This window comes from Kribbella sp. CA-253562, assembly GCF_050942265.1.
Taxonomy (GTDB): Bacteria; Actinomycetota; Actinomycetes; order Propionibacteriales; family Kribbellaceae; genus Kribbella.
Window position 1 is genome coordinate 7,301,167 of record NZ_CP192049.1, and the last position, 21,687, is coordinate 7,322,853.

General features: G+C 69.6%; 20 protein-coding genes. 10 read left to right on the forward strand and 10 right to left on the reverse strand.

All coding sequences use genetic code 11. The features are described 5' to 3' along the window. Positions 1-100: 100 nt before the first annotated feature. The gene (locus ACQPXM_RS34595) at positions 101-934 is read left to right on the forward strand and encodes a phytanoyl-CoA dioxygenase family protein (protein ID WP_432941916.1); all 834 of its coding nucleotides are present in this window, start codon (positions 101-103) and stop codon (positions 932-934) included. Between the two features lies 1 nt (position 935). Here the strand turns inward: ACQPXM_RS34595 and ACQPXM_RS34600 are convergent, their stop codons facing one another. Further along, a complete protein-coding gene (locus ACQPXM_RS34600) occupies positions 936-1,406 on the reverse strand; it encodes a YkvA family protein (protein ID WP_432941919.1) in 471 nt (156 codons plus the stop codon). A gap of 47 nt (positions 1,407-1,453) precedes the next feature. Further along, positions 1,454-2,005, reverse strand: coding sequence for a DUF6058 family natural product biosynthesis protein (locus tag ACQPXM_RS34605; protein ID WP_432941922.1), 552 nt, complete (start codon positions 2,003-2,005; stop codon positions 1,454-1,456). Between the two features lie 172 nt (positions 2,006-2,177). On the opposite strand from ACQPXM_RS34605, the gene serC reads away from it, so the two are divergent. The 3 genes from serC to ACQPXM_RS34620 all read left to right on the forward strand — a co-directional run bounded on the left by serC (position 2,178) and on the right by ACQPXM_RS34620 (position 4,778). Continuing rightward, the gene (serC, locus tag ACQPXM_RS34610) at positions 2,178-3,302 is read left to right on the forward strand and encodes a phosphoserine transaminase (protein ID WP_432941925.1); all 1,125 of its coding nucleotides are present in this window, start codon (positions 2,178-2,180) and stop codon (positions 3,300-3,302) included. A gap of 186 nt (positions 3,303-3,488) precedes the next feature. Then, positions 3,489-3,992: a YybH family protein gene (locus ACQPXM_RS34615; protein ID WP_432941928.1), complete on the forward strand. Its 504-nt coding sequence runs from the start codon at positions 3,489-3,491 to the stop codon at positions 3,990-3,992. Between the two features lie 405 nt (positions 3,993-4,397). Further along, entirely contained in the window at positions 4,398-4,778 is a 381-nt protein-coding gene (locus tag ACQPXM_RS34620; protein ID WP_432941931.1) for a tautomerase family protein, read from the forward strand. A 907-nt stretch (positions 4,779-5,685) separates the two neighbouring features. Here ACQPXM_RS34620 and ACQPXM_RS34625 read toward each other — a convergent pair. From ACQPXM_RS34625 to ACQPXM_RS34635, 3 genes are all read right to left on the reverse strand, one after another. After that, positions 5,686-6,891, reverse strand: coding sequence for a hypothetical protein (locus ACQPXM_RS34625; protein ID WP_432941934.1), 1,206 nt, complete (start codon positions 6,889-6,891; stop codon positions 5,686-5,688). Then, positions 6,888-8,153 carry a class I SAM-dependent methyltransferase gene (locus ACQPXM_RS34630; protein WP_432941937.1) on the reverse strand — a complete coding sequence of 422 codons (1,266 nt, stop codon included), beginning with the start codon at positions 8,151-8,153 and terminating at the stop codon, positions 6,888-6,890. The genes ACQPXM_RS34625 and ACQPXM_RS34630 overlap by 4 nt, the downstream gene beginning before the upstream one ends. Before the next feature lie 151 nt (positions 8,154-8,304). After that, the gene (locus ACQPXM_RS34635) at positions 8,305-8,670 is read right to left on the reverse strand and encodes a hypothetical protein (protein WP_432941940.1); all 366 of its coding nucleotides are present in this window, start codon (positions 8,668-8,670) and stop codon (positions 8,305-8,307) included. Positions 8,671-8,854: 184 nt separating this feature from the next. Here ACQPXM_RS34635 and ACQPXM_RS34640 point away from each other — a divergent pair, with 184 nt between their 5' ends. Continuing rightward, entirely contained in the window at positions 8,855-9,421 is a 567-nt protein-coding gene (locus ACQPXM_RS34640; protein ID WP_432941943.1) for an ArsR/SmtB family transcription factor, read from the forward strand. After that, positions 9,418-10,731 carry an MFS transporter gene (locus ACQPXM_RS34645; RefSeq protein ID WP_432941946.1) on the forward strand — a complete coding sequence of 438 codons (1,314 nt, stop codon included), beginning with the start codon at positions 9,418-9,420 and terminating at the stop codon, positions 10,729-10,731. Before ACQPXM_RS34640 ends, ACQPXM_RS34645 begins: the two co-directional genes overlap by 4 nt. Here ACQPXM_RS34645 and ACQPXM_RS34650 read toward each other — a convergent pair. Further along, entirely contained in the window at positions 10,652-11,764 is a 1,113-nt protein-coding gene (locus ACQPXM_RS34650) for a hypothetical protein (protein ID WP_432941949.1), read from the reverse strand. The genes ACQPXM_RS34645 and ACQPXM_RS34650 overlap by 80 nt on opposite strands. 110 nt (positions 11,765-11,874) lie before the next feature. Continuing rightward, positions 11,875-13,650: an acyltransferase gene (locus ACQPXM_RS34655; protein ID WP_432941952.1), complete on the reverse strand. Its 1,776-nt coding sequence runs from the start codon at positions 13,648-13,650 to the stop codon at positions 11,875-11,877. A 97-nt stretch (positions 13,651-13,747) separates the two neighbouring features. Here ACQPXM_RS34655 and ACQPXM_RS34660 point away from each other — a divergent pair, with 97 nt between their 5' ends. The 4 genes from ACQPXM_RS34660 to ACQPXM_RS34675 all read left to right on the forward strand — a co-directional run bounded on the left by ACQPXM_RS34660 (position 13,748) and on the right by ACQPXM_RS34675 (position 18,264). After that, on the forward strand, positions 13,748-14,833 hold the full coding sequence (locus ACQPXM_RS34660) for a LacI family DNA-binding transcriptional regulator (RefSeq protein ID WP_432941955.1): 1,086 nt from the start codon (positions 13,748-13,750) through the stop codon (positions 14,831-14,833). A gap of 212 nt (positions 14,834-15,045) precedes the next feature. Further along, positions 15,046-16,365, forward strand: coding sequence for an ABC transporter substrate-binding protein (locus ACQPXM_RS34665; protein WP_432941958.1), 1,320 nt, complete (start codon positions 15,046-15,048; stop codon positions 16,363-16,365). 83 nt (positions 16,366-16,448) lie between these two features. Beyond that, positions 16,449-17,432, forward strand: a complete 984-nt coding sequence (locus ACQPXM_RS34670) for a carbohydrate ABC transporter permease (protein ID WP_432941961.1) — start codon at positions 16,449-16,451, stop codon at positions 17,430-17,432. Then, complete coding sequence (locus tag ACQPXM_RS34675) at positions 17,425-18,264, forward strand: carbohydrate ABC transporter permease (protein WP_432941964.1); 840 nt, start codon at positions 17,425-17,427, stop codon at positions 18,262-18,264. Before ACQPXM_RS34670 ends, ACQPXM_RS34675 begins: the two co-directional genes overlap by 8 nt. Positions 18,265-18,331: 67 nt before the next feature. Here the strand turns inward: ACQPXM_RS34675 and ACQPXM_RS34680 are convergent, their stop codons facing one another. Genes ACQPXM_RS34680 through efeO form a run of 3 tightly spaced genes read right to left on the reverse strand, consistent with a single transcriptional unit; the run spans position 18,332 to position 21,655 of the window. Continuing rightward, positions 18,332-19,222 carry a hypothetical protein gene (locus tag ACQPXM_RS34680; RefSeq protein WP_432941967.1) on the reverse strand — a complete coding sequence of 297 codons (891 nt, stop codon included), beginning with the start codon at positions 19,220-19,222 and terminating at the stop codon, positions 18,332-18,334. A gap of 25 nt (positions 19,223-19,247) precedes the next feature. Beyond that, positions 19,248-20,516 (reverse strand): iron uptake transporter deferrochelatase/peroxidase subunit, encoded by a 1,269-nt coding sequence (gene efeB / locus ACQPXM_RS34685; protein WP_432941970.1) that lies wholly within the window; start codon positions 20,514-20,516, stop codon positions 19,248-19,250. After that, complete coding sequence (gene efeO / locus ACQPXM_RS34690) at positions 20,513-21,655, reverse strand: iron uptake system protein EfeO (protein WP_432941973.1); 1,143 nt, start codon at positions 21,653-21,655, stop codon at positions 20,513-20,515. Before efeO ends, efeB begins: the two co-directional genes overlap by 4 nt. Positions 21,656-21,687: the final 32 nt, after the last annotated feature.

The window sequence follows — 21,687 nt, forward strand, 5'->3', positions numbered from 1 at the left end:
CAACCCGATGGGGTGCGTCAAAAGTTCAACCCCTTGCGTCGATCGTCCGTCGCCGGTCGTCTTGTCGACTTACAGACTAGAGGCATCGAAGGAGGTTGGGATGAGCGTTTCGTTCAAGGACGAGTTCGAGCGCGACGGCTACACGCTGGTGCGCGGACTGTTCAGCACTGAGGAAGCCGAGCGGCTGCGCGAGCACTACATGGTGCTGCGCAAGCGCGACCGGTACGCCGAGGACCTGGTCGGCGTACAGGCCGGGAGTCGCGATCCGCTGAAGCGGTATCCGCGGATGGCGCAGATGCACCGCTGGGACGACGTCTCGCTGCGCTGGCTGATCGACGCGCGGCTGGACGAGGTGATGACCACGATCCTCGGGCGGTCGCCGTACGCCGTCCAGACGATGCTCTACTTCAAGCCCGCCGGCTCCCGCGGACAGGCGCTGCACCAGGACAACTTCTATCTCAAGGCCGAGCCGGGCACGTGCATCGCCGCCTGGATGGCGCTCGATCCGGTCGACCAGGCGAACGGGTGCCTGGAGGTCGTCCCGGGCAGTCACCAGTGGCCGATCCTGTGTACGGAGAAGGCGGACACGATGGTCAGCTTCACCGACATCACCGTGCCGCTGCCGGCGCCGGACGCCGCCGTACCGGTGGAGATGGAGCCCGGGGACGTGCTGTTCTTCCACGGCGCGCTGGTGCACGGGAGCGCGCCGAACGTGACCACCGATCGCTTCCGGCGGGCACTGATCGGCCACTACATCCAGGGCGAGGCCGAGCAGGTCGCGGAGTACTACCACCCGGCGCTGCGCATGGACGGTACGCCGCTCGAGCTCGGCGTCGCCGAGGGTGGCGGCGCGTGCGGCGAGTGGGTCGAGACGGCGGACGGGCCGGTCGCCGTACTGACGGGGACGCACACGGTCACCCGCAAGCACGAGTAGGTCAGGGGCGGATCGGCCTCTGCTGGTCGCGCTCGTGGCGCAGGTAGAGGCCGGCCGCCGTCGACACGCTGGTGAACAGCCAGGCGGCGACCCCGGCGTCGTCGGCGATCCCGATGATCGGAAGCAGCTCGGGCAGTACGTCGATCGGCGAGACCAGGTAGAGCACCGCGAAGCCCCACAGTGCCATCCGGCTCGTCGGGAGGCCCGGGTAGTCCCCGCGGCGCGCTGCCCTGATCAGCCGGGGCAACGCGCGGGCCCGCTCGAAGATGTCGCCCACCGGTTCGGGTTCGCCCCGCTCCCGCCGCCGGCGACGGACCGCCGCCTTGCGCCACAAGCCCAACCCGGCCACCGCCGCACCCACCAGCAGCAGCCCGACGCCGAACCCGACCGCCGGAATCCCGGCCACGTCGCCGTCCCGGACCAGCAACGTCACCAGCCCGAGCAACCCCAGCAGCCCACCGAAGAACACCATTCACCAACTCTAGGGCGCCGCCCTCGGATGGACCGCTCCGAAGCGGGTCAGGCCAGGCGTTTCCGGACTGCCGTGATGTGGGTGTCGCGGGAGACCGGGCCGCCGAACCGCAGGCGGTCGTAGCCGGTGAAGTCCGGTTCCAGCGCGTCGAGCTCGTCTACGAGTCGCTTCAGGTCCGCTGGGTCCGTCGTTCGCTCGATCGCGTGGACGAGTTCGCCCTTGCGCTGGATCGTCGCCGGGGTGACCGAATGCAGACACACGTACTGACCGCTCAGGTACGCCTGCCACTCCTCCCGGCCTGTCGCCGGATCCGGCCAGTGCGCCACGAACCACTCGCGCAGGTTGTCGAGCCCGACCTTGTCCGCCGGCTCGAACAGGTCCGCGGGCACCATCTCCGCGCCGTCCGAGCGCAGATAGCTCGGCATCGGCAGCCGTCCGTCCAGCATCCAGCCTCGAACCTCGTGCAGGTCGCGCCCGGTCTGCTCGCACAGTTCGCTCAGCACCCTGAACTGGCGGGTGACGTAGGCGTCGTCCGCGGCCGTCATCGGGTGCGTGCCGTTGATCTCCAGGTAGCGCCGTCGTACCGCCTCTTGACTCATGCCCGCAGGCTAAGCCCGGGACATTTCGGCGTCCGGCGAACTGATCGTGGGTGGCCGCGCGGGCGTCATCATCCGGACCGGCGGGCGAGGTCGCCGAGCCGATGTGGAACACTAGGCGGTGCTGACAGCGTCGTCGGCGAGGAACCAGCCAGACGACGAAGGGACACCCCAGGTGACCAGCGACATTGTCATCCCCGCAGAGCTCAAGCCCGCCGACGGCCGGTTCGGCGCCGGGCCGTCGAAGGTCCGTCCGGAAGCCGTCGCCGCACTCGCGACCGAAGGTGCCAAGCTGCTCGGCACCTCGCACCGCCAGGCCCCGGTGAAGAACCTGGTCAAGCGCGTCCAGGACGGCGTCGCCGACCTGTTCCAGCTGCCCGACGGGTACCAGGTCGTGCTCGGCAACGGCGGTTCGACCGCGTTCTGGGACATCGCGACGTTCGCGCTGATCCGGGAGAAGAGCCAGCACCTGAGCTTCGGTGAGTTCTCCTCGAAGTTCGCGAAGGCCTCCCAGCAGGCGCCGCACCTGGGTGAGCCGTCGGTGATCAAGGCCGACCCGGGCACCCGTCCGGTCGCGGTCGCCGAAGCCGGCGTGGACCTGTACGCCTGGCCGCACAACGAGACCTCCACCGGCGTGATGGCACCGGTCAAGCGGGTCGAGGGCGCCGACGAGGGCGCGCTGGTCGCGATCGACGCCACCTCCGGCGCCGGCGGTCTCCCGGTCGACCTGAACGAGGTCGACGCCTACTACTTCGCGCCGCAGAAGTGCTTCGCCTCCGACGGTGGTCTGTGGATCGCGATCCTGTCCCCGGCCGCGCTGGCCCGGGTCGAGGAGATCACCGCGAGCGGCCGCTGGATCCCGGCGTTCCTGGACCTGGCCACCGCGATCGACAACTCCAGCAAGAACCAGACGTACAACACGCCGTCGCTGTCCACGCTGTTCCTGATGGCCGAGCAGACCGACTGGATCAACAGCCAGGGCGGCCTGGAGTGGAGCGTCGCCCGCACCACCGACTCCAGCAACCGGCTCTACACCTGGGCCGAGAAGTCCGACTACGCGACGCCGTACGTCGAGGACCCGGACGCCCGCTCGCTGGTGATCGGCACCATCGACCTCGACGACTCGATCGACGCCGCCGCGGTCGCCAAGACCCTGCGCGCCAACGGCATCGTCGACACCGAGCCCTACCGCAAGCTCGGCCGCAACCAGCTCCGGGTCGCGATGTTCCCGGCCGTCGACCCCGACGACGTCGAGAAGCTGACCCAGGCCATCGACTTCACCGTCGACGCCCTGCGCTGAGTCTCCATGAGGCCCCCGCCCCTTCCGGGCGGGGGTTTTGTGCTCTCCGGTCGGGCGCCTTCATCGCCACGTAGAGGCCGACACCGTCGATGTGCGCCGAGGGCAACTGGTGCGGGAAGAATTCGCCGGCCTCCGTCGTACGGACTGGTGGAGGCTCCATCGACCCCTCCACCCGAGGAGAAACTGATGCCCGACCTGCTGATCGACACCTTCGGCCCCGACGCCCGCGTCCGCTTCGACGAGACGACCGACCCCGGACGCACCGGCGCCCTCGCCGCGCTGGAGACGTTCTACGCCGCCCTCAACCAGCGCGACCTCGACACGCTGGTCCGCGTCTGGCCCGCGGATCCCCTCGCGCAGCTCAACAACCCGGTCGGCGGCATCCTGCGCGGCACCGAGGCGATCGCCGACCTGTACGACAAGGTCTTCCACGGCCGCGTCCGGCTGACCGTCACCTTCGGCGACATCGTCGAGTACCTCGGCGCCGACCACGCCGTCTTCGCCGGCCGGGAGACCGCCGAGTACGCCGTCGACAACGGTCCCGCGGTGCCGATCACCTTCCGCACCACGCGATACCTGCGCTACCACGAGGGCCGGTGGCTCCAGTTCCACCACCACGGCAGCGTCGACGACCCCAAAGCCCTGGCGGCGTACCAGGCCGCCGTCCGCGGCGAACCCGCGACGGCCTGAAACGCCGACCACCTCTCGCGTACACGCGGCCGATCGACAACGCGACCTCTTTCAACCCTGCCGGTCGAGGGGCCGCACGTGATCGGCCGAGCGCGACGCCGTCCCGGCTGTCGCGCAGGACCTGCTCGATGACCTGTGTCGGCGCTCGGCCCGTCGGGCAAGCGGCGTCGAGCGCGACCGACAAAATCACCGCGGACGAGATCGGCTCCGGGCCGACACCGCCGCAACGGATCCGGGAGCTCGGCCGCATCGCCTGGCCCGCGGGGCCGACCTGGCGATCGGGTACCGCCGACGCTCCGGCCGTGGTTCTTCGCCTGGAACGGCGAGACGCTGAAGGTGTGCTGTTCGTGCAATCTCAATCCTTCACCAAGGCCGGCGGACGGCTGTACCTACTAGTATGTCGGCATGCCTCTGGTCCGGATCGACGCTTTACGCGCTGACCCCGATCGTCTCGCCGCGCTGGGTCGGGCGGTTCACGACGCTCTGGTCGAGACGATCGACATCCCGCCCGACGACCTGTTCCAAGTACTGACCAGCCACGACGGCACCACCAGCACGCTGAAATACGGGAATTTCCTCGGCATCGACCGGGACGACGAGATCGTCTTCGTCGCCGTCACCCTGCGCGCCGGACGATCGTCTGAGATGAAGCAGGCGATGCACCGGCGAATCGCCGAACTGATCCACGAGCACACCGGCACGGATCCGCGCAACGTCCTGATCACCGTCACGGAGAACAGCGACCCCGACTGGTCGTTCGGCCACGGCGAGGCGCAGTACCTCTGACCTCGGTCGACCGGTTGCCGAGACCGCGACTCCGCGCAGCCGCGGCTCGATGTCACCTGCCGGCTCGGCGGCGCGCTAGGCGGCGTCGGCGAGCATGGTCCGACGTTCAGCCCGCCAGACGGGCACCTGCCCGCTGGTCCGGTGGCAGCCGGCGGGCGCCGGTGAGATGGCGAACGGCCACACTCACTCCACCCCGCACCTGCTCGCTGGCTCGGCGGCGGCCGGCGGGCGCGCCGGTGAAGATGGTCGGCCGCGAAGCTCACCCCGCGCAAGCGGGACCTGTCCACTGGTCGACGGCGACGCTCACCCGCGCGGACGGCCACTTGTAGGGCTGGTCGGCAGCTGGTGGAGGCAGTGTGAGCGTGGTCGAGGGGTCGCGGGCGGCAGCAGCGACCTGCCCACGTGCTGCTGCTCCCGACCGCGACTCCGGCCGAGCCGCGGTCGTCGACCGGGATGTCGACGCCGACCGAGTCGGCGCGGGAACTTGTCCGCTGATTCAGAACTGGCGGGCGCGGCGTGAGCGTGGCCGAGGGCAGTGCGGAGTGGTGCGGAAGCAGCGGCGTGCCCTCCGCTGCTGCTGCCGTCGGCGACTCCGGCCGAGCCGCGGTCGTCGACTTCGGCCGAGTCGACGTGGCGACATGTCCGCCGGTTCGACACCTGACGGGGCGCGGTGTAAGCGTGGCGAGGGTCGCGCGGGTGGCGCGGGTGGCGCGGGTGGCGCGGGTGGTGCGGCCGGCAGCTTGTCAGCAGCCAGGCCAGCCGCTCCGCCGAGCATGTGCCGTCGACTCTGCTGGTTCGGCACCGACGCGGCGGCGCGCGCGTGGTTCAGGGTCGTGTGCCGGGGGTGCGGCAGCGGCGGTTGGCGGCGTGGTGGCGGTCGACTCGGGGTGGGCCGGCGGTTGCGGGATCAGGCGGCGCGGCGGCGGCCGTGGGGGTCTGGTGGGGGTTGGCCGGTGAGGCGGGCGTTTTCGGCCATGCGGTCGAGGCGTTCGCGGCGGCCGGGTGGGAAGGTGAGGAAGGTGATCAGGATGGCGAAGAGGGCGGCGCCGACGATGATCCAGCGGAGGTTGTGGTTCTTCTTGGTCTCGCCGGAGTCCGAGGCGGCGGCGGGGGCCGGGGTTGCCTTGGGGCTGGGGGGGGTTGCGGCGGGCTTGCGGCTGGGGACGGCGACGTCGTAGACGGCGGAGGTCTTGCTGCTGATCAGCAGCGAGTTGCCGGAGTCGCTGAGGGCGACCGCGTCGCCCTGGGCGGTCGGCGTGGCGGTCCGGGCGATCACGTTGGGCTCGTCGCCCCACTCCATGGTGGCGAGGTCGGTGAGGCTGCGCAGGACGACCTGGCTGCCGTCGGGCAGGAAGACGCCGTCGGTCACTCCGGCGGGGCCGTCGGCGATCTTGGTCAGCTCGTTGGTGCCTTCGCGCGAGGCCTGCTCGGGGGCGGCGTAGATGCCGGACTTGCCCGAGGCGACCTTGGTGACGAAGAACAGGCGGCCGGTGCCGGGATCGATGAGCAGCGTCTCGGCGTCGTGCGCGCCGTCGGGATACTCGAAGTCGTAGCGGTGCGGCCGCAGCGCCGACTCGTCCTCGAGCGCGGACGGCTCGGGGATCGTGTAGACCTCGATCATGTCGCGGTTCTTCTTGTTGTCACCGATGTCGGCGATGTAGATCGTGCCGTCGCGGTCGACCGCGATCGCCTCGACGTCCTTCGCCGGCGCCTTCAGCCCGAGCTCCACCCGGACCTTGCCGGTGCTGTCGATGCCGTGCACCACGGCGTTCTCGCCGGAGTCGTTCACCGTCCACCAGATGCCTTCGTACTTCTGGCTCCGGGCCAGACCGGAGGAGTCGTCCACCCGGTCGTCGCGGATCGTGAACCGCTTCTTCGGCGCCGGCGGCGGATCCGCCGCGCGCTCGTTCCCGACCGGACCAGCAGCTCGGGTCGTGCTGGAGTTCGGTACGGCTCCAGCGACTTCGCTCGTGCTGGAGTTCGGTACGGCTCCAGCGGCTGCGGTCGTGCTGAAAGTCGGTAGGGCTCCGGCGGCTCCCGCGGGAAGGGCGGCGCCGGTCAGGCTGAGCAGTGATGCCGCCGTCACGGTCAGGACTGTGCGCAGCAAGCTCACGACACCGCCTCGCGGTTGAGTTCCTGAACCAGCGTCGCCAGGCGCGGGGTGACCTGCCACGCGCCGACGAGTTCCTCGTACTCCGCGCGAACCTCGGGTCCCGCGGTCGCTCCGGTCCGGGCGGCGCGGAGCAACAGGTTGCGTGGCGTGTGCTCACTGTCCACGAACTGCACGACCTCCACCCGGTAGCCGACCTGGCGCAGCACCGCCGCACGCAACGAGTCCGTCAACATGTCGGCGAGCCGCTCCCGAACGATGCCATATCTCGTCATCAAGCCGTACGGCGCCGGTGGTTCGACGCTCTTCAGCTGCTTCTGGATGTCGTGGTGGCAGCAAGGTGCCGCGAGCACCAGCGGCGCTTCCCACCCGACGGCACGGGCCAGCGCGTCGTCCGTCGCGGTGTCACAGGCGTGCAGCGCGAGCACGACGTCCGGCCGCACGTCCAGCTGCGCGTCGGCGATGGTCGCGTCGACGAACCGCAGGTGGTCCTGCCAGCCCAGCGCGGCCACCCGCTTGGTGTTCCGCGCGCGGGCTGCCGGGTTGTGGTCGATGCCGGTCATTCGCACGTCGTGTCCGGCGGCCGTCAGCAGGTGGTACGCGGCAAGCGTGAGGTAGGCGTTTCCGCAGCCCAGGTCGACCACTTGCAACGGCTGACCGGTCGTGATCCGGCCCGCCGCGATCGCCTCCTCCAGCGCCGGCGCGAGCAGCTTGCAGAACTCCTCGATCTGCTTGTACTTCGACTGCCGCGACGGCTTCACCCGGCCGTGGTGATCGCTGATCCCGAGCTCGACCAGGAACGGCGCGGCCGGATCCAGCACCCGCTGCTTGGTCCGGTCGTGATCGGTCCACTGCTCACGCGTCTCCTGCTCGCGGTGCAGCAGCACCTTGCCCTTCTTGGTGTACCGCAGCCGGAGCGTCTCGCCGGTGGTCTCCACATGCCAGTTCCCGTACGGCGCACGCAGCAGCTCGTCGACGACCTCGCCGGCCTCGGCGCTGTCGGCCGGGGCGTTGCGGGTGTGCGACTGCCGCTCGTCGAACTCGGTGATCTGCAGGTGCCGCCCGGCCTTGAGATCGACGTACCGGATCTCGGCCCGGTGGTACGCCGGCGCTTCCGCACCCCGGCGTCGGCCCGATCCGATCGCGCGGACCAGGCTCTGCGAGGAGAGCAGGGCAGCGCGGACCGCCCCGAGTGGACCGGACTCGTCGTCGGTCCCCTCCGGGTTCATGTCCGGCATCGATTCCGGCTCCAGCTCCGCTTGCATCGCGCCATTGTCGCCGACCACCTCCTTGCATCACAAAAGGGTCTCGTCCGGAGTGTCTGCGGGCCCTTCGCCGGGTCGCTCCCGACAGGTCGTCACCGGCTGCTGTCAGCACCGAACGGCTGGGTGACCAACAGGGCTTTCGACAGGCGCGTCAGGTGATCTTCTCGTCCTCGCCGAGCAGGCCCAGGGCTCTGAGCCGGGTGGCGATCCCGCCGGGCTGGCGGCCCAACGCGGTGACGAGCTCGTCGAGGGTGGCCTTTTCGTGCCACATCTTCGTGAGCAGGTTCTCCTGCTCCTGGGTCCAGACCCGGAAGGCGTTGGGGTGAGCCTTGCGGGCCTCCTCGATCCGGCGCGTCATCGAGCGCGAGGCGATCAGCTCGAGCGAGCGGATCCGGGCCTGGCGATGGCGGCCGACCTCCTCGCCGTCGCGCCAGAAGACGACCACCCCGTCGTCGAACGTCATCAGATCGGCCGGGACGTCGCAGTAGTCGGCGTCCTCGAGCATCACCCGCAGCATGGTCCAGCCTCCAGTCCGGGGAGCCGCCGGCCTCGGTCGGACCGCGTCGGGTTCCCCTCTCACGAACAAAGTGCCGCGATCCGAGCCGCACCCGGCGGCGAGTTCGGAAGCTGTGGACAACCGACTGCAAAGAATTTTTGCAAAAGCTCTTTGCAAACCGATTGTGCAGTTCTAGAGTGACCGCATGACCGGAGACGAGATCGTTCAGCTGGACGGACGGGTCCTGCGCGCCCTCGCGCACCCGATGCGCAACCGGATCGTCGGGCTGCTGCGCATCCACGGCCCGCAGACCGCCACGACCCTGGCCGGCCGGCTCGGCGTCAACACCGGCGCCACCAGCTACCACCTGCGCCAGCTGGCCGAGGCCGGTCTGGTCGAGGAGGACGAGAGCCGCGGCAACGCCCGCGACCGGTGGTGGAAGGCCTCGCACATGGGCACCGAGTTCGACGCCGCGGCACTGCTGCAGACCGAGCCCGAACTGACCCTCGGCTTCCTGCACGGCATCGGCCAGACCTACGCCGAGAACATGTTCCGCGCGATCGACGGCTGGCAGACGCTCGACCCGGAGTGGCGGGAGGCGACGCTGCTGTCCGACTGGGCCTTCCACCTGACCCCGGAACAGCTGACCACACTGACCAGCGAGGTGATGGCCGTCTTCGAGAAGTACCGCACCGACCTGGCCCAGCCGGCCCCCGAAGGCACCAAGAAGGTCACCGTCCAGATCCAAGCCTTCACCTGGGAACGCGAATGACCGCCGAGCAGGCGCCGACGCCGTACCGGGCGCCGCTGATCGCGTTCCTGGTGGCGAACGTGGTCTCGATCTGCGGGACCCGGCTGAGCACGATCGCCATCCCCTGGTTCGTGCTGACCAGCACCGGGTCGCCGTTCAAGACCGGTGTGGTCGCGCTGGCCGAGATGCTGCCACTGGTGGTCTGCAAGGCCGTCGGCGGTCCGCTGATCGACCGGCTCGGACCCAAGCGGATCAGCGTCGCCGCCGACACCGCCAGCATGTTCGTGGTGGCGCTCATCCCGCTGCTGCACACCCTGCACCTGCTGAGCTTTCCCCTACTGCTCGCCGTGGTCGCAGTCGCAGGTGCGCTGCGCGGTCCAGGCGACGCGGCGAAGGGCACGCTCGTCCCCGACATCGCGACAGCGGCCAAGATGCCGCTGGAACGAGTCACCGGTCTGGAGAGCACCACCGAACGCCTGGCCGGCCTGATTGCCTTCGGTGTGGCCGGTGCGCTCATCGCTCTGGTCGGCGAGGTCAACGCACTGTGGATCGACGCCGCGTCGTTCGGCCTCTGCGCGCTGCTGATCCGGCGCTGGATCCCGTCCGCTCACCAGCGAACCGAGGAGCAGGACGACGAAGGCACCTACCGCCAACGGCTGCACGAGGGCTGGCGGTTCCTTCGCGGCGACCGGCTGCTCCTGCCACTCGTCCTGATGATCGCGGTCACCAACCTGTTCGACATGGCGTACGCCGCGGTGATGCTGCCGGTCTGGATCCGGGACCACGGGTTCGGCCCGCCCGAGATCAGCCTGGTGCTGACCGCGTTCAGCGTGACGGCCACGTTGTTCGCCGCTCTCGCGTCGGCGATCGGCGACAAGCTCCCCCGCAAGCTGGTGTTCACCGTCGCCTTCCTGATCTGTGGAGCGCCACGGTTCGTCGTGATGGCGTTCGACTCACCTCTGTGGGCCGTGTGCGCGGTGGCAGCGCTCGCCGGCGTCGGTGCCGGCTTCATCAACCCGGTGCTCGGCGCACTGTTCATCGAGCGCATCCCCCGCCCGCTGCTCGGCCGGGTCAACTCGCTCGGCGACGCGATGGCCTGGACCGGTGTACCGCTGGGTGGCGTGGTGGCCGGTGCGATGATCGTGGTGCTGGGACTGGCTCCCGCGTTGCTGACGGCCGGTGCCATCTACTTCGTCGCCACCATGTCACCGCTGGTCTTCGGGCACGGCGAGGACTGGGGCGGCCGGCAGCCTAGACGGGGTCGTTCGGGTCCTCCGGGAACCGGGGACCGTCCGGAACAGGCGGCAACCGCTTCGTCGCCGCCTCAGTGACACTGGGCTCGGCCTCGCGCCGCAGCCGGTCCCGCTCCGCCCCGAGCAGACCGAGCAGCACGAGGTCGAGCAGCATGCCACCGACCGCGGCGAACTGCGTCCCGGCGAACTGGAACACCTGGGTCACCAGCAGCGACACCAGTACGGCGAGCTCGAACAGCCGCACCGCACGAGCCCGGTCACCGACCCGCAGCCGCAGCCAGCCGCGCACCGTGAAGGTGGCCGACAGCACGCTTCCCGCGGCAACCCCCAGCACGGGGAAGTCAGTCAGCAACTCCCCTCTGTCGAAGCGGATCCCAGCGGCAATCGCCGGAGCCCCCAACGCCTGCAGAGCCAGTACGCCGACCGCGACGCGCGGCGCGAGCGGATGCGTGGACAGCCGGTCGAAGCCTCGCTTCAGCGCCCGCCAGGCCGCGTCGACCGGCGCGGCCAGCTCCACCTCGTCCGGCTCGACCGCTGCGAGCAGGGCCCGGGTCTCGCGGCGTCCGGCGACCTGCGGCGGGACCTGACGCAGTTGCTCCGACGCCTGAGCCAGCCGGCGCCGGGACAGCCCACCGGCGACTCCCTCGACGGCGTGGTCGACCACGTTGGCCAGCTGCTCGCGCGGGTCGATCGGCCGCCGGGTGGTGACGAACCGGCTGCCCAGCACGATCAGCACGAACACGACGTACACGATCGCGGCGGTGGGTTGGTAGAAGTAGTTGTTGTCCGAGGTGACGAACTTGCCGACCTCGTCGATGAACAGGCCGAACCCGACCCCACCGATCAGCGCCGCTGCGGGCCGGACCACCGGACCGACGTACGCGAGCAGCAGCACGATGGCCACCAGCATCAGCAGGCCACCGGGCAGGACGTGCGCGATGTGCAGGCCCTTGCCACCGATCTGCGGGTAGCCGCTGAGTCCGAGGATCAGCCGGGTGATCAGCACGGTCGCCACACCCGACACCACGAACGTGGTCAGGTGCTCGCCGCTGCGGACGTTACGGACCAGCCCCGCCCGCAGCAGGTACGGCGACCGCGTCGGGGAGCTCATGGCGCGTCAGGTTAGCGCGTCAGCCGACGAGGGCGGCGATCACCACGATGGCGACAAGAGCCAGCAGTACGACAGAGGTGACGAGCCGTCGGGTCCGGGGGTCCACCGGTTCAGGCTAGTAGATGGCCTCCGGGCGGCGTGACGAGCGGGTCGGGCCGGTGCACGCCCCGCGGCGTGTAGCCGAGCGAGCCGGAGATCCCGAGGTGGTCCGCGAGCAGCCAGACGATGGCCAGCCACATCTCGGTGCCCTGCAGACCGGGGATCGAGCGGTCGTCGCGGCCGTCCGGTGCGAAGGCGAAGCCCCCTCCGTCGACCCAGCGGTCGAGGATCCCGGACAGCATGTCCCTTGCCCATCGCTCGCCCTCCACCCGCCCGTACGACGTCTGCCGCGCGGCCAGCCAGAGCGGATGGATGACGTCGAGCACGTTGCACGCGTTGTAGCCGTCGCCGGTGAAGACGGCGCGGTCCTGGGCGTGGGTGAGCACGGTCCGGACGGCCTGCTCCGGGTACGGCAGCGGAAGGCCGAACTGGGCGTAGGTGCCGCGGGTCAGCCGGTAGAAGCCGTTGACGACCTGGAGCCAGCCGTCGTCGGGGTGATGATTGCCCCAGGCACCGGTCTCGGGATCCGCACGAGTGGTCAGCCAGCCGAAGAGGGTGAAGAACGCGTCACCGGGATTTTCCTTGTGGTCGTGGAGATTGCGGGCCATCGCGGTGCCGAGGGCATCGATTCCGGCGCCGGCGCTCCAGGCGTTTCTTGCCCAGGGCAATTGGTCGAGCCGGGTGGTCAGATTGTCCGGGAGAACGATGGGATGCTCGAAGCTGCTGCCGAGGAGCTGGAGGGCGTATCCGACGCAGAGGATGTGGTAGCTGGCGGGGCCTTCGAGGACCGAGAGGCCGGTGAAGTCGGGCTGGTCGTCGGAGGCGAGATCGCCGGGGGCGACGAGGCCGGTGACGGGGTCTTGGCGGGACCGTAGGCGGCGGATCAGGTCGTCGGTGGTGTGGCCTTCGGGGGCTCGGCGCAGCAGCAGGTCGGAGATCTCGATCGCGTCGCACCACGGGCGGATCGCGGGGTCGGCAACGACGCCGGGGCGGTCGACGAAGCGCTCGCCGTCGAAGGACCGGGCCAGTACGTCGCCGACCTGGTCGCGGGCGCGGGAGGCGAAGGCCGCCAGCCGCTCCGGGAGATCGAAGCCGGCAGCGGTCGGGGCGGTGGCGGGAGTCGGGCTCGTGGCGGAGGTAGGGGCGGCGCCGGGAGTCGAGCTCGTGGCGGAGGTTGGGGTGGCGGCAGGCGTCAGCTGAGCGGAGAAGGGTACGGCAACCGGCGCGGAATTCGCCGCGCGCCGATCGCGGAGAACCCGCGCCGGATTCCCCGCCGCAACCGACCACGCCGGCACGTCCTTGGTAACCACCGCGCCGGCGCCGATGATGCTGTGCGAACCGATCGTGACGCCGTCCAGGACGATCGCGTTCGAGCCGATCCAGACGTCGTCGCCGACGGTGATGCCGCGGGCGGTGTGCGGCTGGCGGAAGATCGGCTGGTCCGGCGCGGTGCCGTGGTTGAACGCGAGCAGCGACGTGTGCGCGCCGATCCGGACCCCGTCGCCGATCGTGATCCGGCCGCGGACCACGGCGTACGGGTTGATCGTGCTGTCCGCGCCGATGCTGATCTCGCCGGTGACGTAGGTGTGCGCGGCCAGGTACGACCGCTCCCCCATCCGCAACCGGTCGCAGAAGACCGCCGCGGTCGACGCGACGAAGACGTCCTCGGCCAGCTCGGTCGGGCCGGATTCCGCCAGCTGCCGATGCCGCTCGGACTGGTCCGCACGTTGCTCCGCGGACGCGCGGCCGGGGTACTCCCAGGGCAGGAAATCGAGGCGATCAACCATGGGACAACGCTATCCACGAGTCGCGACCCACGGCGTACGACGGCCTGTCGCCGAGCCGCGCTGCTACTCTCCGGGACATGCGGGGCGGGAGACAGCGATGACCGGAACCGGGTCCTTGGACAGCGGGCAGACCGCGGACAGGCCTCCGGCGAGCAGCAGCGCCCGGCGGAGCCAGCGGGTGACGATCACCGATCTCGCCCGCCGCCTGGACATCTCGAAGGCCTCGGTCTCCTACGCGCTGAACGGCCGGTCCGGCGTCAGCGAGGAGACCCGCCGGCGCGTGCTCGAGCTGGCCGAGGAGCTCGGCTTCCACCCGAACTCGGCCGCCGTCGCGCTGTCCGCGAGCCGGACCCGGACGATCGGCATCGTGATCGCCCGCGACCCCGCGCTGATCTCCACCGAAGCGTTCTATATGCGCACACTGGTCGGCATCGAGCAGTACCTGAACGAGGTCGACTCCTCCCTGCTGCTGCGGCTGACCGGCGAGCACGGCGAGGACCTGGACGTCTTGCGGCGCTGGAGCCGGCAGGGCCGGGTGGACGGGTTCATCCTGTTCGACGAGCACCAGCAGGACCCGCGCATCACGCTGCTGAAGGAGCTCGGCGTTCCCAGCGTCGTGGTCAGCTCCAACGCGCCGGACGACGGCGTCGGCCGGCTGATCAGCTCGCCGGACGAGACCGTCACTCTCCTCCTCGATCACCTGGTCGCGCTGGGCCATCGGGACATCGCCCACGTCAGCGGCCCGTTCCACTTCGTGCACGAGCAGTTGCGCGTCCAGCTGTTCCAGGAGCACGCCGTACGCCGTGGCGTCCGCGTCCGGCACCACGAGGGCAGCTACCGGTACGAGGACGGCGCAGACATCACCCGCCAGGTGCTCACCGACAGCGACCGGCCGACCGCGCTGGTGCTCGGCAACGACCTAATGGCTGTCGCGGCGCTCCGGGTCGCCACCGAGCTCGGCACCGTCGTACCGGACGAGTTGTCGATTGTCGCGTGGGACGACTCGCCGCTGTGTGAGCTGGCCCGGCCGGGCATCACCGCGGTCGACCAGCAGACGATGGAGCGCGGCCGGGCGGCGGCCGACCTGCTCTTCAAGATCGCGGCGGGCGGCTCAGAGCTGCATGTCCAGGCACCTGCCGGGGTACTGCGGGCGCGGGAGTCCAGCGCTCGAGCCCCGCACTAGTTCGAAACCGCAACACCGCCGCAACCGTGGTGTGCGCACTCGTGCGCGAAGCTGCCGATTACCCGCACACGGTTCCGCTCAGGTCACATAGCAGTAACGAAGCAGACCCGACTGAACCGGTTCGGGTTTACGAACTTAACCGGTTAGGCCACTATGGGCCGGACCAGCCTCTGCTTCCCTGCCGGAGGCTCGATGGGACGAGGGAGTCCGACGTGAGACTGCGTTCGCTTGTAGCCGCAGTAGCGGTGTCCGCCTTGGGAATCAGCCTGGCCGCCTGTGGTGGCAGCGACTCCGGTGATTCCAACGGCGGTGGTGGCGGTGGAGACGCCACGCTGACCTACTGGGCCAGCAACCAGGGCACCAGCCTGGACAACGACAAGCAGGTCCTGACCCCGGTACTGGAGAAGTTCACCCAGGAGACCGGTGTGAAGGTCAACCTGGAGGTGATCGGCTGGAACGACCTGCAGACCCGGATCCAGACCGCGATCACCTCCGGCCAGGCGCCGGACGTCGTCAACATCGGCAACACGTGGGCCGCCTCGCTGCAGGCGACCGACGCGTTCCTGCCGTTCGACGGCGAGGCGATGGACGCGATCGGTGGGAAGGACAAGTTCGTGCCGACGGCTCTGGCGACCGGCGGCAAGGAAGGCACCGACCCGACCTCGGTCCCGCTCTACGGTCTGGCCTACGGCCTGTACTACAACAAGGCGATGTTCCAGCAGGCCGGCCTGCAGCCGCCGAAGACCTGGGAAGAGATGGTCGCCGCGGCCAAGAAGCTGACCAACCCGGCCAAGAACCAGTGGGGCATGGCGCTGGCCGCCGGCAGCTACACCGAGAACGTGCACTTCGCGTTCATCAACGCCGCGCAGAACAAGGCCGACTGGTTCGACGCCGACGGCAAGCCGACCTTCACCGGTGACGGCAACGTGCAGGGCGTGCTGCGCTACCTCGACCTGATGCAGAAGGACAAGGTCGCCAACCCGTCGAACGCCCAGTACGACAACGGCACCAAGTCGGTGAACGACTTCGCGACAAAGAAGGTCGCGATGGTGATCAACCAGAACAACGCCGACTCCTCGATCGTTGCCAACGGCATGAAGGCCGGCGAGTACGGCGTCGTGCCGTTCCCGGCGCCGGCCGGCGGCGAGCAGGTGGCCAGCCACGTGGCCGGCATCAACCTGTCGATCTTCAAGAACACCAAGAACAAGGACGCGGCGCTGAAGTTCGTCAAGTACATGACCGACGCGCCGACCCAGACCACGCTGGGCAAGCCGTTCGCCTCGCTGCCGGTCCTGAAGGACGCCAAGCCGGTGTTCACCACCGACGCGACCGAGGCGGCGACGTTCCAGGACATCTACAACACCAAGTCCAAGCCGCTGCCGCTGGTGCCGGCCGAGGACCAGTTCGAGAGCACCGTCGGCAAGGCGATGAACTCGATGTTCGCCAAGATCGCGACCGGTGGCACGGTCACCGCCGACGAGGTCAAGGCGGCCCTGAAGACCGCCGAGGACCAGGTCGCGGCGAGTAGCTGACCCACGAACGGTGGCCCGGGCAACGTTGCCCGGGCCACCTTTCGTCGCCGTCGACCCCGCGATCCACAGACAGGAGGCGCCGGATGTCCGTCGCCACACACGATGCGCCCGTCACCGCGGGCGCGACCCCACGCGCGAAGAAGAAGCGTGGACCGGACCGCCGGCCCGGGCTGAGCCGGAGCCTGCCGTACCTGCTGCTCGCCCCCGCGGTCCTGCTCGAGCTGCTGATCCACATCATCCCGATGCTGGTCGGCATCTGGATGAGTTTCGTCAAGCTGACCAAGTTCTTCATCGCCAACTGGTCGGCGGCACCCTGGGCGGGCTTCGACAACTACAAGGTGGCTGTCGACTTCGACAACGCCGTCGGTGAGGGGCTGCTCAAGTCGTTCGGCGTCACCATCGTCTTCTCCGCGGTCACGCTGGCCCTGTCCTGGGCGCTCGGCATGGCCGCGGCGGTCGCGCTGCAGCCGGCGTTCAAGGGCCGCAGCATCGTCCGGACCCTGTTCCTGGTCCCGTACGCCCTGCCCGCCTACGCCGGCATCCTGACCTGGAACTTCATGCTCCAGCGCGACACCGGCGCGGTGAACCACGTCCTGGTCGACAACCTCGGCCTGACCTCGGACCGGCCGTTCTGGCTGATCGGCGGCAACGCCTTGATCTCGCTGATCACGGTCGCGGTCTGGAAGCTGTGGACGTTCGCGTTCCTGACCCTGATGGCCGGCCTGCAGAGCATCCCGAACGACGTCTACGAGGCCGCCTCGGTGGACGGCGCGGGCCTGCTCCGGCAGTGGCGCCACATCACGCTGCCGTCGCTGCGACCGGTCAACCTGGTGCTGGTCCTGGTGCTGTTCCTGTGGACGTTCAGCGACTTCAACACCCCGTACGTGCTGTTCGGTACGGCGCAACCGCCCGCGGGTGACCTGATCACCTTCCACATCTACAACGCGTCGTTCCTGACCTGGAACTTCGGCTCCGGCGCCGCGATGTCGGTGCTGCTGCTGATCTTCCTGATGATCGTCACCGGCGCCTACCTGCTCGTCACCGGAAGGAGGTCGCGTCGTGCGTGACACCAAGGGATTCAAGATCTACCGGGCGGTCGTGCTGGCCGTGCTCGGCCTGTTCGTCCTGGTCCCGCTGTACGTGATGGTGACGTCCTCGATGAAGCCGCTGAGCGACGTCCAGGGCGCCTTCACCTGGTGGCCGTCGAACCTCACCCTCGACCCGTTCGTGGACATGTGGCGCACGGTGCCGCTGGCCCGGTACTTCGTGAACTCCACGATCGTGTCGGTGGCCGCGACGGTGTTCTCGGTCGCGATCGCGATCCTGGCCGCGTTCGCGGTGTCGCGGTTCCGGTTCCGCGGCCGGACGGTGTTCAGCACCACCGTGCTGTCGACGCAGATGTTCCCGGGCGTGCTGTTCCTGCTGCCGCTGTTCCTGATCTTCGTGAACATCAACAACTCCACCGGGGTGCAGCTGGTCGGCACCCGGCTCGGGCTGATCATCACCTACCTGACCTTCAGCCTGCCGTTCTCGATCTGGATGCTGGCCGGGTACTTCGACAGCATCCCGCGCGAGCTCGACGAGGCCGCGCTGGTCGACGGCTGCGGCCCGATGGGCGCGCTGTGGCGCGTCGTACTGCCCGCCGCCCGCCCGGGGGTGATCGCGGTCGCCATCTACTCCTTCATGACCGCGTGGGGTGAGGTGCTGTTCGCGTCGGTGATGACGACCGAGGCCAACCGGACGTTGTCGGTCGGTCTGCGGCAGTACTCGACCCAGACCAACGTCTATTGGAACCAGATCATGGCCGCGGCCCTCGTGGTCAGCATCCCGGTCGTGATCGGCTTCCTGCTGGCGCAGCGCCACTTCGTCGCCGGCGTGACAGCGGGTGCGGTGAAGTAGCAGTCCCCCGTACGCCGAAGCGCCCGGTCCCGGATCTCCCCGGAGCCGGGCGCTTCGTCGTACGGACTCAGTAGTCCGACGGGCCGTAGATGTTCACCGACGTCGAGAAGCTGGACGCGGACCGGCCGTTCTTGCGGATCGTCGCGCCGCTCACCCCGTGGATCGAGACCCGGTAGCCACCGAACTTTGCGTCCCGCACCGTCGCCGGGCCGCCGTCGGCCTGGCCGGCGTGCTGCGCGGTGAAGCTGGTGATCTGCTGCCGGACCGCCGGGTCCTTGATGACCAGCGGCAGTACGCCGGGCAGGCCCGCCTTCAGCGTCGCGAAGGCCAGGCCCGGACCCTGGGGAAACTCGCCGGCACCGCCCGCGCGGCCGCCGACGTCGACGCTCTCGACGAAGTTCTTCTGGGTGTAGTCGCGGTCGATGCCGACCTCCAGCTTGCCCTTGGTGCACTCGATCCCGAGCACCCGGTCCTCCGTGCAGACGTACCCCTTGGACTTGAGCGTGCCGACGAGACCGCTGACCGTGATGCCGGGAAAGCAGTCGTTGCAGACCGTCCGTGCCGGAGGAACGGCCGGCGAGCTGGGCGATACGCCGGGGCTCGTGCCGGCCGAGGGGCTGTCGGCCGGAAACGTCGGCCCGTCGTTCACGGGCTGGGTCGCAGCCGGCTGGGTCGAGCCGCCGGCGCTGTCGTCGGAGCCGCCGGTGAAGCTGGTGACCGCGAAGACGCCACCGGCGACGACGACCAGGGCGCCGACGACGCCGAGCACGATCACGCCGGCTTTGCTCGAGCGGCGCGGCGGCGGGGGCGGCGGGTAACCGCCGTACTGCGGGCCGTGCTGCGGCTGCCCGTACGGCGGCGGCTGGGGCTGCCCGTACTGGGGTTGCTCGTACGGCGGTTGCTGCGGCTGCTGACCGTACGGCGGCTGGCCCGGGTGGCCGTTCTGCTGGTTGCTCACCGCCACAATGTAGTGAGCCGGTGGTTCAGGCGAAGAGCTTCTCGCCCCAGAAGGAGCCAGCCGGTACGCCGCCGGGGCAGGCGAAGATGCCGGAGCCGACATGGCGGATGTACTCGTTCATCACGTCGGAGCGGGCCAGCTGGCGCTGGATCGGGATGAACTGCTTGCGCGGATCGCGCTGGTAGGCCAGGAAGAACAGGCCCGCGTCGAGGCGGCCCAGACCGTCCGAACCGTCGACGAAGTTGTAGCCGCGGCGGAGCAGTTCAGCGCCGTTGTTGAACTGGGGATGTGCCAACCGGATGTGCGCGTCCTTGGCGACCTTCAACTCGCCGTCCGCGCCCTTGGCCTCGAAGTCGATCGGGTCGAACTCCTCGGACTTGCCCAGCGGGGCGCCGGTGCCCTTGCCGCGGCCGACGATCAGCTCCTGCTCGCTGAGCGACGTACGGTCCCAGGTCTCGATCGTCATCCGGATCCGGCGGGCGACCAGGTACGAGCCGCCGACCATCCAGTCCGGGCCGTCCTCGGGCTGCACCCAGAGCTGCTGCTCCAGCTTGGCGGTGTCCTCGAGCTTGAGGTTGTTCGTGCCGTCCTTGAAGCCGAACAGGTTGCGCGGCGTGGTCTGCGCACGCGAGGTGGACGACGTCCGGCCGAAGCCGAGCTGGGAGTAGCGCACGGCGGTGGTGCCGAAGCCGATTCGGGCCAGGTTGCGGATCGCGTGGACGGCGACGTGCGGGTCGTCGCTGCAGGCCTGGACGGCGATGTCGCCGCCGCTGCGGGCCGGGTCGAGGTTGTCGCCGATGAAGTGCGGCAGATCGACCAGGGCGGCTGGGCGACGGGCCTTCAGGCCGAAGCGATCGTTGCCCTTGGCATCTTGGAAGAAGCTCGGGCCGAAGCCGATCGTCAGGGTGAGCCGGGCCGGCGGGAGGCCGACGGCTTCACCGGTGTCCTCGGGCGGCGCTTCGGCCGGGCCGTTCACCGCGCCGTACTGGCCGATGTCGCGCCCGGCCGTCATCAGCGCGGCGGCCGCGGTCCACTCCTTGAGCAGCGCGATCACCTGGTCACGCTTGTCGGTGGTGACGTCGAAGGTCGCGAAGTGCAGCCGGTCCTGCGCGGGGGTGACGATCCCGGCCTGGTGCTGACCGTGGAACTCCACCGGCCCACTGTTGTCGGCGGCCTGCGACTCCTCACTGCTCAGGACGGAGTGCGCGGCGTACCCAGCAACGCCGGTGGCAACGGCAGCCCCCGCCGCGCCGAACAGCCCGCGGCGGGAGATGCCCTTCTTCGGCTCACTCATTTCTTCGCGATGACCCCGGCGACCTTGCTGACCGGTTCGGCCAGGGCGTCGACGACGTTGCCGAGTTCGCGGCGCTCGGCCTCGGTCGGCAGGTAGGGCTTGAAGCCGTCGCCGACGCGGTACTTGTCGACCGCGGCGAAGACCGCCTTGAAGTTGGTGTCCAGCGTGGTGACCAGCGCGGCGTCGCGCTGCTGCAGGGCCGGGCGGAGCGCCTGAATCGCGGCCTGCGAGCCCTCGACGTTGGCCTGGAAGTCCCACAGGTCGGTGTGCGAGTAGCGGTCCTCCTCACCGGTGATCTTGCCGGTGGCAACCTCGTCCAGCAGCTCCTTGGCACCGTTGGCCAACTGCAGCGGGTTGAGCTGCACGGTCTTGGCCTTGGCGACCACGGTCTTCACGTCGACCAGCAACTGGTCGGCGTACTTCGCCATACCGGCGGTGCTGTTCTTCTCCCACAGCGCCTGCTCGATGCGGTGGTAGCCGGTCCACTCGGTGCCCGGCTCGACGTCGTTCACCCGGGCGTCGATCTTCGGGTCGAGGTCGCCGAACGACTCCGCCACCGGCTCGATCCGCTCCCAGTAGGTGCGCGAGACCGGGAACAGCGCCTTGGCCTTGGCCACGTCGCCCGCCTTGACCGCGGTGACGAACTCGGTGGTCTTCTCCTCCAGCGCGATCGCCTGCGAGTTCACGTAGCGCTGGTAGCTGACCGTGGCCTCCTTCAGCGCGGTGTCGGTGTCCACCTGCGCGGCCGCCTCACCGGTGACGATCAGGTCACCGCGGATGCCGTCGCCGACCATGCCGGGCTTGCAGACCGCCTGGTACTTGCCGGTCGGCAGCTCGACGATCAGGTCGCGCTTCAGGCCGGGGCCGATGTTCTCGACCTCGCCCATCACGCGGTCGCCCTCGGCGTACACGTAGAACTCGGTGACCTTGCTGCCGCCGTTGGAGACCGAGAAGGTGCTGGTGCCGGACTTCACGTCCCGGCGGCTCAGGTCGCAGCCGTCGTCGGAGGCCTTCACGGTGACCGGGCCGGTGTCGTCGCCGGGCGCGGCCGCGGGGGCCTCCTCGGCGCATCCGGTGAGGGCGGCGAGCAGCAGGACCGCGCCGGCCGCGAGGCCGCGGCGGGTGGTGATCGGGTTCATCGGGATTCCTTCTCGGGTGGCCGTCGAGGCCG

Coding starts and splice junctions, on each gene's coding strand:
- ACQPXM_RS34595 (WP_432941916.1), top strand. CDS start 101: ATGAGCGTTTCGTTCAAGGACGAGTTCGAGCGCGACGGCTACACGCTG.
- ACQPXM_RS34600 (WP_432941919.1), bottom strand. CDS start 1,406: ATGGTGTTCTTCGGTGGGCTGCTGGGGTTGCTCGGGCTGGTGACGTTG.
- ACQPXM_RS34605 (WP_432941922.1), bottom strand. CDS start 2,005: ATGAGTCAAGAGGCGGTACGACGGCGCTACCTGGAGATCAACGGCACG.
- ACQPXM_RS34615 (WP_432941928.1), top strand. CDS start 3,489: ATGCCCGACCTGCTGATCGACACCTTCGGCCCCGACGCCCGCGTCCGC.
- ACQPXM_RS34620 (WP_432941931.1), top strand. CDS start 4,398: ATGCCTCTGGTCCGGATCGACGCTTTACGCGCTGACCCCGATCGTCTC.
- ACQPXM_RS34630 (WP_432941937.1), bottom strand. CDS start 8,153: ATGCAAGCGGAGCTGGAGCCGGAATCGATGCCGGACATGAACCCGGAG.
- ACQPXM_RS34635 (WP_432941940.1), bottom strand. CDS start 8,670: ATGCTGCGGGTGATGCTCGAGGACGCCGACTACTGCGACGTCCCGGCC.
- ACQPXM_RS34640 (WP_432941943.1), top strand. CDS start 8,855: ATGACCGGAGACGAGATCGTTCAGCTGGACGGACGGGTCCTGCGCGCC.
- ACQPXM_RS34645 (WP_432941946.1), top strand. CDS start 9,418: ATGACCGCCGAGCAGGCGCCGACGCCGTACCGGGCGCCGCTGATCGCG.
- ACQPXM_RS34650 (WP_432941949.1), bottom strand. CDS start 11,764: ATGAGCTCCCCGACGCGGTCGCCGTACCTGCTGCGGGCGGGGCTGGTC.
- ACQPXM_RS34655 (WP_432941952.1), bottom strand. CDS start 13,650: ATGGTTGATCGCCTCGATTTCCTGCCCTGGGAGTACCCCGGCCGCGCG.
- ACQPXM_RS34660 (WP_432941955.1), top strand. CDS start 13,748: ATGACCGGAACCGGGTCCTTGGACAGCGGGCAGACCGCGGACAGGCCT.
- ACQPXM_RS34670 (WP_432941961.1), top strand. CDS start 16,449: ATGTCCGTCGCCACACACGATGCGCCCGTCACCGCGGGCGCGACCCCA.
- efeB (WP_432941970.1), bottom strand. CDS start 20,516: ATGAGTGAGCCGAAGAAGGGCATCTCCCGCCGCGGGCTGTTCGGCGCG.
- efeO (WP_432941973.1), bottom strand. CDS start 21,655: ATGAACCCGATCACCACCCGCCGCGGCCTCGCGGCCGGCGCGGTCCTG.